Raw genomic sequence first — 15,418 nt, forward strand, 5'->3', positions numbered from 1 at the left:
GGATGACTCTTTCATTGGATACCTTTCAAAGGTTAAAAATGGAGAAACCCATGCCCTTTTACCTTACCGCGCAACACCCATACGAGTAGTCATTAATATGCTGGTAGCGGAGGTGAAAAAATGGCTATCTCGATTAGTCTTTGCATGATAGTAAAGAATGAAGAAGACACGCTTGCTGCCTGTCTTACTTCCGTAGGTGAAGTGGCAGATGAAATAATCATCATCGATACAGGGTCTGCAGACCAGACGAAACAAATCGCTACCACTTTCACAGATCATGTGTATGATTTTGAATGGATTGATGATTTTGCCGCAGCGAGGAATTTTGCTTTTTCGAAAGCGACAAAGGACTATATTCTATGGCTCGACGCAGATGACATTTTAACAATGGAAAATAAGCAAAAGTTATTAACGCTCAAAGAAACGCTTCCTAGTTATGTTGACTCCGTCATGATGTTCTATCATCTCTCATTTGATGAGCATGGCAATCCTAGCTTCAGCTCGCGTCGGAACCGGCTCGTAAAACGAGAAAAGAACTTCCGGTGGATTGGATTCGTTCATGAATACCTCGATGTGAAGGGGAATATTTTTCAATCGGATATTGCGATTGTTCATAAAAAGGAAAAGGTCCATAGCGACCGGAATTTGAAGATCTATGAAAAAGCACTCGAAGCAGGCCACCCTTTCACACCACGTGACAAATATTATTTTGCAAATGAGTGCAAGGACCACGGCCACTACGAAAGAGCCATAGAATGGTATCAAAAGTTCCTGGATGAGGGCAAGGGCTGGAGCGAGGATAATATTCAAGCATGTGGAAAGATTTCCGATTGCCTTCTCCAGACCAAAGATTGGCTTCCAGCCATCCAAAGTTGCTTAAAATCGTTTGAATACGATACCCCAAGAGGAGAAAACTGCTGCCGGCTCGGCTCTATTTATCTGCAGCAAAATGATTATGAACGCGCCATATTCTGGTACAATTTAGCGACACAAGTTGCCATTCCAGAAAATAAAAGCCCCTTCATTGACCGAAGTTGCTATACATGGCTGCCTCATATCCAGCTCTGCTTGTGCTATGACCGTCTTGGAAAGTATGGTGAAGCTAACAAGCATAATGAGTTAGCATCTGAATTCGTGCCTAATCACCCTGCCGTGCTCTATAATCGGAAATACTTCCAAGACATGAACGAGACATGAAAACACCCCCGTTTATCTTAAACGGGGGTGAACCTATATCAGTCATTAAGCTAATAGGTGCTTCTTCTTGTTGAAAGGCAGCCCGGTCTTTTTAATCGTCCAAATCCACTTTTAACACTTTGCCTGTATTCGCGTCAACTTCTAGATCGTATTCCTTCTGGTCTTGCTTGATTTCCAATTCATAAACAAGGATGCCATTTTCCATATCCGCTTCTAGATCCGTTATTTGACCCTCCACCTGCTTCAGGGCGATCTTTTCAGCTTCTTCCATGCTGATTTTTGCCGTTTTCAAAGCTTCCTGGATCAATGCGTCCTCATCCTGATCATCATCCATCTCTTGAGAAAGGACCGTTCCCTCTTTCGCATCGACTTCCACGTCCTGATAACCTTCTTCCGTTTTAACGGTCATGTCATACGTGATCGGATATTCGTCCCACTCTTTTTCGACTTGGACAACCTCGCCACCAAGTTCTCCAGATATCATGTTGATAGCATCCTTTTCAGATAACGTTCCCTGGTTGACCGCATACACTGCCGTTCCGGCAACACCACCGAATAGTAAAACCGCTGCCCCTGATATCGTTATGATCGCTTTTTTCCTTTTGTTGATGTTTTCTTTCATTTTGCCCCATGTCTTTTTCATGAATGAATTCCTCCTTTAAGTTGTACCTTAAGGATAACCATTCTCTATGAGGCCACCATGAATGCTAGATTAGAATTTGATGAGAAAGACTAATCGTGACGGTTGTACCTGTTCCCTTTTCACTTTGAATCGCCAATCTTCCGCCAAGAGACTCAACCAGGGAGCGAGCAATTGATAGACCGAGCCCATTACCCCCCGTTTTCCTTGCCCGTGAGGAATCTACCCGGTAAAAACGCTCGAACACGTGCGGCAGATGCTCTTCAGAAATGCCTACACCCTGATCCTGTACCTCTATCAACAGTCTTCCGTCCTTCACATGAATGGAAATGTGAATCGCTGAATCACTATATTTCATCGCATTGTCCAATAAGATTATAAGAATCTGTTCGAGCTTACTTGAAACCGTCTCCGTATGGATGGAAGAAAGCTCTGAACTGACAGTCACTTCCCGTTCCGTAGTCCGTCTGAACGTTTGGGCAATTTGCTCACAAAATGAAATCAGTTCGATCTCTTCCTTCATATCGGAAGACGGTTCCGTTTGGGAAGCCGCCTTCAGTAGATGTCCCGTCAGCTGCTTCATCCTGAGCGCTTCATGATGAATCGCCTCAACTCCCTCTTCTAGAATCGCCTCATCCTTCATGCCCCAACGTTTTAATAAGGAAGCGTAGCTTTCTATCACGGTTATCGGCGTTTTCAGTTCATGCGAGGCATCCGAAAGAAATTGCTGTTGCTGATTAAAGTTCCGTTCAAGTCTTCCGATCATCCTGTTAAATGCAACCCCCATTACCTGAAGTTCATCCTTTGATTTCTCCGGCAATGGGATCTCTTTGAATTCTCCGCTTTCCTCAATATCCGACATGGTCCGGCTCATGATGGAAATCGGTTTTAGGATAAGGTTTGCCAACCACTTCCCGGCGATAACCGATAAGAGAATGACAAATAAGGATGAACCAACGAGCACAAGCGCCAGCATGGATAACTGTTCAAGGAGGGCATCCTGTATTTGGGTGACCTCTATCATCCCCGACGGAGCGCCTTCCTCCGGATAGGGCGATCGGTAAGTCAATACGTATTCACCATCCACTTTTGCGAAGTTATACCCCTTATCGTCAAATGATTTCACCGCTAGCTCCTCAAGTCCATCTTCATCAACAAAGCGATTTACCAAGGAACCGTTCGAATTGAAAATCCGCACCATCCCATCGTCCGGCGTATAGGGCTCAATCGCCTTTGAATCTCCGGAAAAGAGAGCTCCCACCTTTACGTTTTCTTCTAGTAGCTTTGCCTGATTTTCGAGTATATCCTGTTCCCGCTCGATAGAAATCCAAAGAAAAGCAACGAGGACGAAGACACTTAACAAGACCAGCATGATGGTCAAAAACAAACTCGAGTACCATTGGATTTTTGTCCGGATCTTCATAGCGGCTCCTTCAAGCTATACCCCACACCACGATAAGTATGAATGAGAGGCACATCATAAGGATAGTCGATTTTTTTACGCAAATACCGGATATACACATCCACCACATTCGTATCTCCAGAAAAATCATATCCCCATACATGGGAGATGATCTGATCTCGTGACAGAACCTGATTTTTATTTTGTAAAAGATAGACCAGCAAATCGAATTCGCGGGAAGTCAGCTCAATCCGCTTACCGGCACGCAGGATATCTCTTGTGCCCAGTTCCAATTGTAAATCGTGAATCGTTAGACTATCCTCTTTTACATCTTTAATGCCGCCGCCAGTTTGGCTCCTAAAGCACGCACGGATCCTGGCCAGCAATTCCTCTATCTCAAAAGGCTTGGTTACATAATCATTCGCTCCATGATCAAGCCCATTCACCTTATCCGGTACCGCATCCCTTGCCGTCAGAAGGATGACCGGCGTATGAACATTCTTTTTCCTGAATCGTCTTAATACTTCGATCCCATTTAACTCAGGGAGCATCACATCCAGTAAAATCAAATCCCAGTCTTGCGCTTCCGCCCTCTCGAGTCCTGTTTTTCCGGTAAAAGCCGATTCGGTTTGATACCCTTCATGGTTGAGCTCCAACGTCAGCACCCTTGCGATTTTCTCTTCATCTTCTATGATCAAAATTCGTTTATCCATCATTCAACACCACCTAAATCTTAGTGTACTGAAGAAATATGAAAATATCATGAGAAATGGACGATTCCCATTGAAAAGATTAAAAAGAAAACAGCCATCTTTCTAGAAGAGGGCTGCTTTCACATTGAAACAAGAGGTTTGGGAATCGTGATGAATTATTTACCCGTCCAATTCTGACTGATGAATTCGTCACGGCCAGATTTCTCACGGTCCTCTTTATAATGTTTTTCGTTTTTCTTGTGATAATCCTGATGATATTCCTCAGCAGGATAAAAAGTTTGGGCCGGAAGGATTTCCGTAACGATCGGTTTCTTGAATTTTCCGCTTGCACTTAGTCGCTCTTTGGATTCAAGGGCTAATTGGTGCTGTGTCTCATTATGATAGAAAATGGCCGTCCGATATTGGCTTCCTCTGTCATGGAATTGTCCTCCATCATCGGTTGGGTCAATTTGCTGCCAATATAATTCAAGCAATCTCTCATAAGCAAAAACTTGAGGGTCGAACGTAATTTCAACAACTTCATAATGCCCCGTCGTCCCCGTTTTCAACTCCTCATAGGTAGGGTTTTCAACCTGTCCACCTGAATAACCAGAGATGATGCCTTCTATGCCTGGCAGTTCATCGAATGGTGTAACCATGCACCAAAAACAACCACCAGCAAATATTGCCTTTTCCATACCAATCGTCCCCCTTTACTCATCTAATGTAATAAAAACCAATATACCATAACCATTTGTTTTATGTAGTGGTTGCTGATTTCATAAGAAATAGGATAAGCCATATGGCCCATCCTATTTAATCTTTAGACCAGCCTTTTTCCTTGAACCGAACAATCGCTTCCACACGATTACTGACATCGAGTTTATCGAGAATGACCGAAATATAGTTCCGGACCGTCCCATTGGTAAGAAAAAGCTGGTTGGCAATTTCCTTTGTATTCTTTCCGTCCGCTATCAGCCCAAGCACTTGCGTTTCTCGTTCAGTCAATGGGTTCTCTTCTTCAAAGGCCATATCCACAAGCTCTGGGGCGTAGATGCGCCTTCCATCCATGATGACACGGATGGAATTGGCCAGTTCTTCACTTGGACTATCTTTAAGTAAATAGCCGCCCACTTCAGCTTTTCTGGCTCTTTCAAAATAACCGGGACGGGCAAATGTCGTCAAAATGATGACCTTACATTGGATTCCTTTATTCTTAATCTCTTCCGCAACATCCAGTCCGGTTTTCACTGGCATCTCTATATCCGTGACACAGATATCTGGTTGCAATCGATTTATGAGATTCATGGCTTCTTCTCCATCGCTGGCCTTCCCGACAACCTCCATATCCTCTTCCAAGTCGAGGATGGACCCAAGCGCTCCGAGTAACATCCGCTGGTCTTCAGCGATCACGATTCGAATCAAGTTAATCCCACCTATTCATTTTTAATTGCATTCGGAACCTTTATATAAACGATGGTCCCGTTGTTTGATTCTATGTCCAGGCTTCCATTCACAAACTCCAGCCTTTCTTTCATACCTTGAAGTCCATTTCCTTTATAGAAATCCGAAGTTTGAGTAAGACCCACCCCATTATCTTCGACTTTAATCATTACGCCCGTCTTCAATTCTTCAATGGAAATTTTACATAGCGTGGCCTTACTATGCTTAACGATATTGGTCACGGCTTCTTTCATGCACATGCTCAAAACCGTTTCGACAAACAAGGGTGTTGCTCGTAAATCCGTAGAGCCATCCAACTCAAAGCCTATTTGGGCAGCTTTCAAAATCTGCTTGACCCGAATGACTTCGTCGCTAAGCTTAGCCCCACGCATTTCCGACACCATTTCCCTCACTTCTTTTAACGCTGTCCTCGCCGTTTGACGTATATCCTTGATCTCTTTCTTAGCCGACTCAGGATTCAAATCAATCAACTTTCCAGCAAGGTCACTTTTCAACCCAATCAGTGAAAGCTTCTGCCCCAATGTATCATGCAAATCACGCGCGATACGCTGACGTTCCTCCATCTTCCCAAGTTCCGAAATTTGCTTGTGGGCATCTTCGAGCTGTTCTTCTAGCTTATCCCGCTTATTTCGATTATACGTATTGAACGGGAGTAGAATCACGCCCACTATACAAATAAGCATAAAGGGAAACTGTGAAAAGAAAATGGGGTCTTTCATGATGAACCCAATATTGACGGACACGATGGTAGCCAATAGTTGAACCGAATATAAGACAAAAAAGCCTACCTTATTTTGAACATTGCCTACGAAGAACGCTAGAAAAAGAGAAAAGTAAATAAAACCGAAAAAGATGGTCATCGATATGGAAATGGCAATTTGTATCCCTGTCCAAACATATACGGCCCATCCCTTGGAGGCGAACGAAAATCCGTAGGAGATGAAAAATAAAATGATCATAATTATACCGAAAATGATTTCGGACATCGAGGATGATCTAAAAATGAAGTAAAAAGGAAGAATACAGAAAATAATCCAGACATACGGGCTTAATCCAGTATTCTTCGGAAAAATATGATACCAACTTTGCATAGCGTCCCTCTGTTCCTTTTCCTTCTAGTATATACTACGAAGTTTTGTCAAAAAACCATTCAATCGAAACTGAATGGTTTTTTGACGGGATATTTATTTTTCTTGTAAACTTGGTCGTTTAGAAGTCATTTCAACTTTAGTTTTCGTTGCATTCAAACGTTCCTTAATTTCTTTAAAGCTTACAAACGTTTTATTTTCTCCATCATATAAGCGGAAACGGAGAGATTTCAAACTTGAGCCGAGCGTGATCGTCGTAGCCTGTTGTAAGGGCAGCGTCGAATCATGGACTTTCTCCAGATTATAGTTCGGCACTCTAGGGCTTAAATGATGCACATGGTGGAAACCGATGTTACCCGTTACCCATTGTAAAACCTTTGGAAGCTTATAATAAGAGCTTCCATCTATAGCTGCCTTCACATAATCCCAATCAGATTCTTCTTCAAAATAAGAATCTTCGAACTGATGTTGAACATAGAACAACCAGATGCCCAGTGAACCCGATACAAAAAGGATCGGTAATTGAATCATAAGGAATGCCTGCCAACCGATTGCCAAACATAATAGGCCGTATATCAACACGATAGCCGCGTTTGTAAGATACGTATTCATCCGTTCTTTTTTTCTTGCGCCCTTAACATTCAAACGATTGGTCACGAGGAATAGATAAAAAGGTCCTAATCCAAACATGACAATCGGATTCCGGTATAAACGGTAAGCAAGACGTCCCCAGAATGAAGCCGCAACATACTCATCAACCGTCATGACCCAAATGTCGCCTGTGCCACGTTTGTTCAGATTACTACTTGTTGCATGGTGAATCGAGTGACTGTGCTTCCATTGTTCATAAGGAAATAAAGTGACAATCCCACTAATCGTACCTAGGATATTATTCGCTTTCTTGCTTTTGAAAAAAGAGGAATGACAGCAATCATGGAAAATGATGAAAATCCTGATGACGAACCCTGAAGAAAGAATGGCGAATGCCAGTGTCAGCCAATAGGAAATGCTCAAACTCTGGTAAGCCAAGAACCAGAGTAGAAAAAATGGTGGAAATGTATTGATGATCTGCTTCACGCTTGATTTCGTATTCGACTTTTCAAAAGGCGCAACTTCTTTTCTTAACTGCTTTTGATCGTGTTTACTCATAGTTTCCTCCTTAAAATGTAAAAAATATGGAGTGTTTCAATAACGTCTATTCAATGGCATGAATCAACTTCTATATAGTAGTGATGAATGTTTTCTTTTCTATATTTCAATTATAGTTACATTCTTCAACCTACTGTAGTCATAAACGTCAATGAACTCATATGACATCTGTCATATACCCGTCTTACAGTCGCATTTAACCACCCTATTATTTCCTTTTTTTCTTGTTTTACGCATGAAATGGTGGAAATGCCAAGAACCTACCTGATAATCCAGAAAAAAAGCAGATTCACCTCGAACGGCCGAAACACATACTGGGAATCATCATTTTACTGACTTTGGATCATGAGCATTTCATCATAAACCAAGTTTTGTCTAAGCTCCGTTGCTGTTTTAGTGGATATTTGATCCTCTTCAACCATTTGCTGAATGATATCACGTTCGATCTGCATCGCATTCAATTGAAAACGACTGACCATCTCTTCGAAACGATTTACTTCTTTTTCACTTAGTGTTCCGAATGGATTCAAATAATGATTATATCTTTGAATGACCAGCATGACTTCATGACGGTTTTCTGGAGTAGTTTGTTGTTTGATTACCATCATCGCTTCTTTCTGTGCCTCTTTTTGTGCTTTACGGAACTCCCGGATCAGGTCCGCATTTTTATTAATAGAGTTCTCTATTTTGTTTTCCCACTTTTTATCCCATTTGACATTGATCTTGTTTTTGATAAAGAGGGTCTTCCAATTAATCCACGCTCTTTTCAGAGGTGATTTTTGCATATAGTTTAACGTTCTTGAAACATACACCTTATAAAGCTCAAAAGTTGTTTCAGAGATAGCCCCTTTTTGAACTAACCTAGAAACGACTTCCATTTCCTTGCTGGTCCCTAGCTTCATCAAATCCTGTATGGTCTTATTATCCGGCCTTTTCGTTATTCCACGCTCCAAATCTATCAATTGTTCATTTAAATCTTCCATTACTTGATGAATCGCTTTCTGATTATCCATGGTTGCCTCTTTACTCAGCAGTTGGATTGTCTTATTTAACACTATTTTATAAGCTTCTTCAGTAGTAAGACGTTCATCCTCAGATTCAGTCGGTTTCCTTATTAATATCGGTAAAAGAAATGTAGCCAAAAAGACGCTTAGCAAAATTACACAGGCCGCGATAAATAAGACTGTATTACGCATCGGGAACGTCGTGTCATCCGGCATTAAAGTTGGTATGGATAAAGCGGTAGCTAAAGTTATGGTACCATGTATGCCACAAACTGATGCCAAAAGGGCATATCGCGATTTTGACACATTCTTATCATCCACAACGTTATTATCTTCAGGATGAACCCTGGACATAATAAATTGTTCCAATGGATTCACTCTGTTTTTCGTGAAAGTATCATGAAGAATGTATACCCAAATAAAACGGATCACCAATAATAAAAGTACAATCAAGACGCTGATTCCAAAAAGAGTTCCCCTATTTAAGTTGGACTCAATTTCGTGATAAACACTCGGTATCATGAATCCTAATAAAGTAAATACAAGACCATTCAAAAGATAACCTAATACAGACCATGTATTCGTAGATATAATTTGCAACTTGGTTGTGGAACTCTGAAGGCGATCCCGCTCAATGCCATGTATGACTCCTGCGGTAACCACTGCTAAGATTCCAGAAACATGGAACTCTTCAGCAACCATATAAATCACAAATGGTGTAATCAGCTCAATAACAATGGACATAGGAATTTCCTCTAGTCCATGAACCCGTAGGAACAATCGTAATTTAACGATTAAATAGCCCAGAAGGAGACCTATAATAATCCCACCTAAAGACACAAATAAAAAATTAAGCGAAGCATCTTTTATAGAAAAGACGCCCGTCAATGCAGCTGCCAAAGCCACTTTAAAAGCAACGATTCCGGCTGCATCATTGAAAAGCGATTCTCCTTCAAGGATGGGCATCATGTTTCCGGGCAATTTCAAGCCTTTTGTAATGGATTGTACCGCTACCGCATCCGTTGGGGTAATGGTCGCTGCTAAGGCAAAAGCCACAGCCAAAGGCATATCTGGAATTAACCAGTGGATAAAAAAGCCACCGGCAAAAACAGTCACGAATACTAACCCAAATGCCAATAACAGAATCGGCTTACGCAACTCAAGCATTTCTTTCCGAGATGTGTTTTTTCCTTCTGTAAATAGGAGGGGAGCAATAATACAAATCATAAATAATTCAGAATGAAAGTCTAATGATAAGTGGAGCGGTAAAAATGAAATGACTGCCCCCATGGCTATCTGATATATCGGGAGCGGAATACGAGGCCATTTAGCATTTAAGATTGTAGCGACTATTGTGGAAACTAATAAGCCGAGCAAAGTGATTAAAAATGACATAGAATCCTCCTATCTTCTAATATTTTGTACGATTTCCTCTAAAAAGGTGAAAAAGCAGAGATATTTTAAAGCGATTATCACCACTTTAATAATAGTCCCTACTTATAATGTGTATTTTTTAAATGAAACTCTCGCATTAATCATGCATATTTTGTTGTATTAACGATAATTGATATACCCCTTAGTTATTCATTACAAACAGGTATGACAACTTTCAAGTTTCATTTTATTATCAACTGATTTTTCATTTGCAGCTAAAAGACGTCAAAATAAAACCCGAGGGATCAGCCATCCACTCGGGTCTAATAACTTCTATTCATTTAGTTGAATCCGATCAGGGCAGGTATAAATATTCATGGAATCATTACGGATAAACCCGACTGTTGTAATGCCCAATCCCTCTGCCAGCTCCAATGCCAATTCAGTTGGCGCGGATTTTGAAAGAATCAATTCGCAACCAATCTTCGCCACCTTCAACAGTATCTCCGATGAGATGCGTCCACTGAATACAATCGCTTTTCCTTCTAAAGATATCCCATTCTTCAAGCAATACCCATAGATCTTATCCAATGCATTATGACGCCCGATATCCATTCGGCTTAATACAAGCCCATTCACATCACACAATGCCGCATTATGGACACCGCCGGTTTGCTGGAACGTCACCGCGGACTGTTGCAGGTCTTTCATTAAGCGGAAGCAATCTTCCGGCGTTAGCCTTACTGTCATATTCTCCATCTTCTTGGCAGTCAGGGCATCGTTTACAAAGACGAAACCTTGTCTACTTCCTCCACAGCATGAAGTAATATAGCGTTTATTTTGAAACTCTTGGTAATAAGGATTTAGCTTATCCGTTTTGACGTGAACATATCCTTCTTTTTCCTGAAACCAAATTTCTTTGATTTCCCCATATTTCCGGATAATCCCTTCCGAGGCTAAATAACCGATGACCATATCTTCGATGTACTCGGGTGTACACACCATCGTCACGAATTCTTGCCCATTGATCTTCACCGTGACGGGAAATTCCGTCACAACCGTGTCTTCCGTCTGCTGGACTTCCCCTTTGCTAATGCGGATGATCTCCCGTTTTTTCTCTATCTCCTTCATGCCTTCACTCCTCATTATCTACACGAACTTCATGCCCCTTATATAAAACAGTAAAATGATATCAGTTCGATTTTAGTTTTCCTGCTATGTCCTGGTCAAATACAAACACAGAGATGGCTATATTTTCCTTCACTTTAATATCAGAAAACAAATGAACCAGGTTCGCACCGACCAACTCTTCCATTCCCTCTGGAGGAGCAACCGAATAAAGATCCTGAATCATTTTTGTCCTAGCTGAATGAACCATGTCTTTGCCCTCTTCCGTACTCGAAATGAATATTTCCGTCGGAGTCAAATTCCCATATAGCGTGGAAACAGCCATATTATCTACAAAAACCGTATGAATACGCTCTGGCCCTTTTCCGAATAGTTCTTTTCGGAGCTTTCGAATCATATCATTGAATTCATGGATTACTTTTGACATCTTGATTTCGCTCCTAACATATGATATTTCATCTAGTATTTCCTTATCATAAAGCAATAAGATTAAAAAAAAAAGTTTATTGAAAATAACTACTTTTCTCATACTGATTGTTTCTTTTTATAATTAAAGGTATAATACCTTTGTGAAAGTTGGTCACATAATAAGATTTGTTATGTTTCTATCTTTTATCCATCATTTATATAATGGTTTGGATTGGTATATTGGCAAGATTTGCTTTTAAACTTTTCCACCATGACTTACATCACTGTTCAGAGACAGAGGTGTAATCATGGTGGTTTTTTTCGTGTTTTTTGGTAATAAGAGGGGGAAAAATTATGAGCGATTCAATTACTATTAAAATCAATGGCTTGGATTATAAAGCAAAAACTGGATCGACAATCTTGGAAGTTATCAATGAAAATAAGATAGCCCATCCACAGGTTTGTTATGTTCCTGAAGTGGACCCGATTCAAACATGCGATACGTGTATCGTGGAAGTGAATGGGAAACTTGTTAGATCATGCTCGACAAAAGTCGATAGCAGCATGGATATCTCATTGGATTCAACAAGTGCAAAAGCAGCACAAAATGAAGCGATGGATCGTCTTCTTGAGAATCACCTATTATATTGCACAGTTTGTGACAATAATAACGGCAACTGTAAACTGCACAACACTGTAGAATTAATGGAAATCCCGCACCAAGACTTTACGCCTAAAACTACACCGGATTTGGCTGTGGACATGTCCCATCCATTCTACCGCTATGATGCGAACCAATGTATCGCTTGCGGACAATGCGTAGAGGTTTGTCAAAATCTACAGGTTAATGAAACGCTATCCATCGATTGGGAAGCAGAACGTCCACGTGTTATTTGGGATGAAGGAACTGAAATCAATAATTCATCATGTGTGGGTTGCGGACAATGTGTAACTATCTGTCCATGTAATGCGTTAATGGAGAAATCCATGCTTGGAGAGGCTGGCTTCATGACAGCCATGAAAGAAGATATTATGGAACCAATGATCGACCTAGTTAAAGATGTCGAGCCTGATTTCAGCGTAATTTTCCCTGTTTCTGATATAGAAGCAGCTATGCGTGATACACGTACGAAGAAAACGAAAACGGTTTGTACGTTCTGTGGTGTCGGCTGTTCATTCGAAGTTTGGACAAAAGGGCGCAAAATCCTTAAAGTTCAACCTACGCATGAAGGACCAGTTAATGCGATTTCCACTTGCGTTAAAGGGAAATTTGGTTGGGATTTCGTAAACTCTGAAAAACGTATCACTAAACCATTGATCCGTAAAAATGGTAGATTCGTTGAATCAAGCTGGGATGAAGCCCTTGACTTGGTTGCATCAAGACTTGGTTCAATCAAACAACAATACGGTGGCAATTCCGTAGGATTCATTTCTTCATCTAAAATCACGAATGAAGAAAACTATGTGATTCAGAAATTAGCACGTCAAATGTTCGAAACGAATAACGTCGACAACTGTTCTCGTTATTGTCAATCTCCTGCGACAGACGGATTATTCCGCACAGTCGGTATGGGTGGAGATGCTGGTACGATTAAAGATATCGCTGCAGCAGGACTTGTCATCATCGTCGGTGCAAATCCAGCCGAAGGACATCCTGTTCTAGCCACACGCGTAAAACGTGCGCATAAGCTACACGGACAAAAACTGATCGTTGCCGATGTACGTAAAAACGAAATGGCTGAGCGTTCTGACATCCATATCAGTCCAAAACAAGGTACTGACCAAGTTTGGTTGATGGCCGTTACTAAATATATGATCGACCAAGGCTGGCATGATCAAGAATTCATCGATGAAAATGTTCACTTCTTTGACGATTATAAAGAGATACTAGAAAAATATACCCTTGATTATGCAGAGTTAAACACAGGAATTTCAAAAGAAACATTGATCCAAATTGCAGAAGCGATTCGCGATGCAGATGGTACTTGTATTCTTTGGGGAATGGGTGTTACACAAAACACTGGTGCTTCCGATACGTCGGCTGCTATCTCTAACCTTCTATTGGCTACAGGTAACTACCGTCGTCCAGGGGCTGGAGCTTATCCGCTTCGTGGCCATAATAACGTTCAAGGTGCTTGTGATATGGGAACTCTACCGAACTTCCTACCAGGATACCAACGTGTTACGGATGATGTTGCCCGTGCTAAATTCGAAGAAGCATATGGTGTCAAAATTGACAACAAACCAGGTATGCACAATATTGAAATGCTGGAAGCCATTGAAAAAGGCGACATGAAAGCGATGTACCTTGTCGGTGAAGATATGGCACTTGTTGATTCTGATGCAAACCATGTGGATAAAGTATTATCAAGCCTAGACTTCTTTGTTGTTCAAGATATCTTCCTTTCTAGAACAGCCCAATATGCAGACGTAGTATTACCGGGAGCTCCTTCTCTTGAAAAGGATGGAACATTCACGAATACAGAGCGCCGTGTCCAACGTCTATATAAAGCACTTCCTACTTTGGGAGATTCTAGAGCGGACTGGGAAATCACCCAAGAAATCGCTAACCGCTTAGGTGCAAATTGGAATTACACTCATCCTAGTGACATCTATGATGAAATGGCAAGCCTGTCACCTATTTTCAGCCAAGCCAATTACGAAGTACTTGAAGGCTGGAACAGCTTCCTATGGGGAAGTCATGATGGATCAAGCACACCGCTTCTTTATACGGATGGCTTCAACTTCCCTGATAAAAAAGCTCGCTTTGCTATAGCTGACTGGGTAGAACCACATAAATTCCCTGAAGAATTCGATCTTCATATCAATAATGGACGTATGCTTGAACATTTCCATGAAGGAAACATGACGAATAAATCAAACGGAATTCAATCTAAAGTTCCTGACATTTTCGTTGAAGTTTCTCCGGAGTTAGCCAAGGAACGTCAAGTGAGTGATGGCGGATTAGTTCGATTGGTATCACCATATGGTGCCGTCAAATTAAGAGTGCTTATTACAGACCGAGTGAAGAAAAATGAACTATTCCTTCCGATGAATTCAGTCGACAAGGATTCAGCCATCAACTTCCTGACTGGTCCTATATATGATCAACGTACAAGTACACCTGCTTATAAACAAACAAAGGTACGTATGGAAGTGCTTAAAGAAAGCGGAGAAATTCCATTGCCGGGATCTAACCCACGTAATAAAAAACGTCATCCTCAAAATGGTGTTGAGGTTCAACGTAAGTGGGCACGTCCGGGTTATGTACACTTAACTGATAAATAATAAGGAGGGTAAAGATCATGGCAGCTCCTATCACGGAAATCCATAATCCTATAACAGAGGAAGATATCAAGTTACAGAAAATCGAAGAACTAAAAATGCTAGTCACCGATAATGAAGAGGTGTTAAACAGTCTGTTTAACATCCTCGGTGAGCTGAACGACTCTGGCGTGCTTGATGCCGCCACTTCTATGCTTAGAGGAAAAGAACAAATAGCAAAAGTCGCTCTTGGACAAGTAACCAGAGAACCCGTAACCAACTTAATCAATACGCTTATGGGTGCAACTGGAGCCTTGATGAAGGCTGATACCGACCAAGTGACAAAGCTTCTTAGCAGCGCACTTGCCGGCATCGATGAAGGTAGCAAATTCATTGAGACCGATAAAAAAATCGGTGTGATGAGTTTAGTAAAAGTATTGAACGACCCCGACATTAATCGAGCAATTGGTTTCGGCGTCCATTTCTTAAAAGGAATGGGTAAAGAACTAAAATAGTAACAATAATTTAAACAGACTATCCCCAAGTCGAATGTAAACAATAAATAGAATGAAGGCTTAGAAGAGGCATCAGCCTCTTTTGAGTCTTTT

At 41.2% G+C, this 15,418-nt stretch carries 13 protein-coding genes; 3 read left to right on the plus strand and 10 right to left on the minus strand.

What is annotated here, in order from left to right; all coding sequences use genetic code 11:
* Nucleotides 1-120 precede the first annotated feature (120 nt).
* Entirely contained in the window at nt 121-1,197 is a 1,077-nt protein-coding gene (locus ACIQXH_RS13120) for a tetratricopeptide repeat-containing glycosyltransferase family 2 protein (RefSeq protein ID WP_403123882.1), read from the plus strand.
* Nucleotides 1,198-1,288: 91 nt separating this feature from the next.
* On the opposite strand, the gene ACIQXH_RS13125 is transcribed toward ACIQXH_RS13120, so the two are convergent.
* From ACIQXH_RS13125 to ACIQXH_RS13170, 10 genes are all read right to left on the minus strand, one after another.
* Nucleotides 1,289-1,840: a PepSY domain-containing protein gene (locus tag ACIQXH_RS13125; RefSeq protein WP_403123885.1), complete on the minus strand. Its 552-nt coding sequence runs from the start codon at nt 1,838-1,840 to the stop codon at nt 1,289-1,291.
* A gap of 64 nt (nt 1,841-1,904) precedes the next feature.
* Nucleotides 1,905-3,260, minus strand: a complete 1,356-nt coding sequence (locus tag ACIQXH_RS13130; protein WP_403123888.1) for a sensor histidine kinase — start codon at nt 3,258-3,260, stop codon at nt 1,905-1,907.
* Nucleotides 3,257-3,952, minus strand: a complete 696-nt coding sequence (locus ACIQXH_RS13135; protein ID WP_402954447.1) for a response regulator transcription factor — start codon at nt 3,950-3,952, stop codon at nt 3,257-3,259. The genes ACIQXH_RS13130 and ACIQXH_RS13135 overlap by 4 nt, the downstream gene beginning before the upstream one ends.
* 155 nt (nt 3,953-4,107) lie before the next feature.
* The gene (gene msrA / locus ACIQXH_RS13140; RefSeq protein ID WP_402870838.1) at nt 4,108-4,629 is read right to left on the minus strand and encodes a peptide-methionine (S)-S-oxide reductase MsrA; all 522 of its coding nucleotides are present in this window, start codon (nt 4,627-4,629) and stop codon (nt 4,108-4,110) included.
* Nucleotides 4,630-4,747: 118 nt separating this feature from the next.
* On the minus strand, nt 4,748-5,356 hold the full coding sequence (locus tag ACIQXH_RS13145; RefSeq protein WP_402870835.1) for a response regulator: 609 nt from the start codon (nt 5,354-5,356) through the stop codon (nt 4,748-4,750).
* A gap of 11 nt (nt 5,357-5,367) precedes the next feature.
* Nucleotides 5,368-6,486: a sensor histidine kinase gene (locus ACIQXH_RS13150; RefSeq protein WP_403123891.1), complete on the minus strand. Its 1,119-nt coding sequence runs from the start codon at nt 6,484-6,486 to the stop codon at nt 5,368-5,370.
* 93 nt (nt 6,487-6,579) lie between these two features.
* Entirely contained in the window at nt 6,580-7,632 is a 1,053-nt protein-coding gene (gene desA / locus ACIQXH_RS13155; protein ID WP_402870829.1) for a Delta(5) desaturase DesA, read from the minus strand.
* A 329-nt stretch (nt 7,633-7,961) separates the two neighbouring features.
* Nucleotides 7,962-10,031 carry a Na+/H+ antiporter gene (locus ACIQXH_RS13160; RefSeq protein WP_403123894.1) on the minus strand — a complete coding sequence of 690 codons (2,070 nt, stop codon included), beginning with the start codon at nt 10,029-10,031 and terminating at the stop codon, nt 7,962-7,964.
* 312 nt (nt 10,032-10,343) lie between these two features.
* Nucleotides 10,344-11,141 carry a formate dehydrogenase accessory sulfurtransferase FdhD gene (gene fdhD, locus ACIQXH_RS13165; RefSeq protein WP_403123897.1) on the minus strand — a complete coding sequence of 266 codons (798 nt, stop codon included), beginning with the start codon at nt 11,139-11,141 and terminating at the stop codon, nt 10,344-10,346.
* A gap of 61 nt (nt 11,142-11,202) precedes the next feature.
* On the minus strand, nt 11,203-11,565 hold the full coding sequence (locus ACIQXH_RS13170; protein ID WP_402870818.1) for a Na-translocating system protein MpsC family protein: 363 nt from the start codon (nt 11,563-11,565) through the stop codon (nt 11,203-11,205).
* Between the two features lie 335 nt (nt 11,566-11,900).
* On the opposite strand from ACIQXH_RS13170, the gene fdhF reads away from it, so the two are divergent.
* Both fdhF and ACIQXH_RS13180 read left to right on the plus strand, forming a co-directional pair.
* Nucleotides 11,901-14,834: a formate dehydrogenase subunit alpha gene (gene fdhF / locus ACIQXH_RS13175; RefSeq protein WP_402870815.1), complete on the plus strand. Its 2,934-nt coding sequence runs from the start codon at nt 11,901-11,903 to the stop codon at nt 14,832-14,834.
* Nucleotides 14,835-14,851: 17 nt separating this feature from the next.
* Entirely contained in the window at nt 14,852-15,325 is a 474-nt protein-coding gene (locus tag ACIQXH_RS13180) for a helical membrane plugin domain-containing protein (protein WP_402870812.1), read from the plus strand.
* Nucleotides 15,326-15,418 lie beyond the last annotated feature (93 nt).

It is taken from the genome of Peribacillus sp. NPDC097225, from assembly GCF_044761955.1.
Lineage (GTDB): Bacteria > Bacillota > Bacilli > Bacillales > DSM-1321 > Peribacillus.

Excerpts from the sequence above, each read along its gene's own strand:
- ACIQXH_RS13130 (WP_403123888.1), bottom strand. The coding sequence starts at position 3,260 with ATGAAGATCCGGACAAAAATCCAATGGTACTCGAGTTTGTTTTTGACC.
- ACIQXH_RS13160 (WP_403123894.1), bottom strand. The coding sequence starts at position 10,031 with ATGTCATTTTTAATCACTTTGCTCGGCTTATTAGTTTCCACAATAGTC.
- ACIQXH_RS13150 (WP_403123891.1), bottom strand. The coding sequence starts at position 6,486 with ATGCAAAGTTGGTATCATATTTTTCCGAAGAATACTGGATTAAGCCCG.
- ACIQXH_RS13135 (WP_402954447.1), bottom strand. The coding sequence starts at position 3,952 with ATGGATAAACGAATTTTGATCATAGAAGATGAAGAGAAAATCGCAAGG.
- ACIQXH_RS13180 (WP_402870812.1), top strand. The coding sequence starts at position 14,852 with ATGGCAGCTCCTATCACGGAAATCCATAATCCTATAACAGAGGAAGAT.
- msrA (WP_402870838.1), bottom strand. The coding sequence starts at position 4,629 with ATGGAAAAGGCAATATTTGCTGGTGGTTGTTTTTGGTGCATGGTTACA.
- fdhF (WP_402870815.1), top strand. The coding sequence starts at position 11,901 with ATGAGCGATTCAATTACTATTAAAATCAATGGCTTGGATTATAAAGCA.
- fdhD (WP_403123897.1), bottom strand. The coding sequence starts at position 11,141 with ATGAAGGAGATAGAGAAAAAACGGGAGATCATCCGCATTAGCAAAGGG.
- desA (WP_402870829.1), bottom strand. The coding sequence starts at position 7,632 with ATGAGTAAACACGATCAAAAGCAGTTAAGAAAAGAAGTTGCGCCTTTT.
- ACIQXH_RS13120 (WP_403123882.1), top strand. The coding sequence starts at position 121 with ATGGCTATCTCGATTAGTCTTTGCATGATAGTAAAGAATGAAGAAGAC.
- ACIQXH_RS13170 (WP_402870818.1), bottom strand. The coding sequence starts at position 11,565 with ATGTCAAAAGTAATCCATGAATTCAATGATATGATTCGAAAGCTCCGA.
- ACIQXH_RS13125 (WP_403123885.1), bottom strand. The coding sequence starts at position 1,840 with ATGAAAAAGACATGGGGCAAAATGAAAGAAAACATCAACAAAAGGAAA.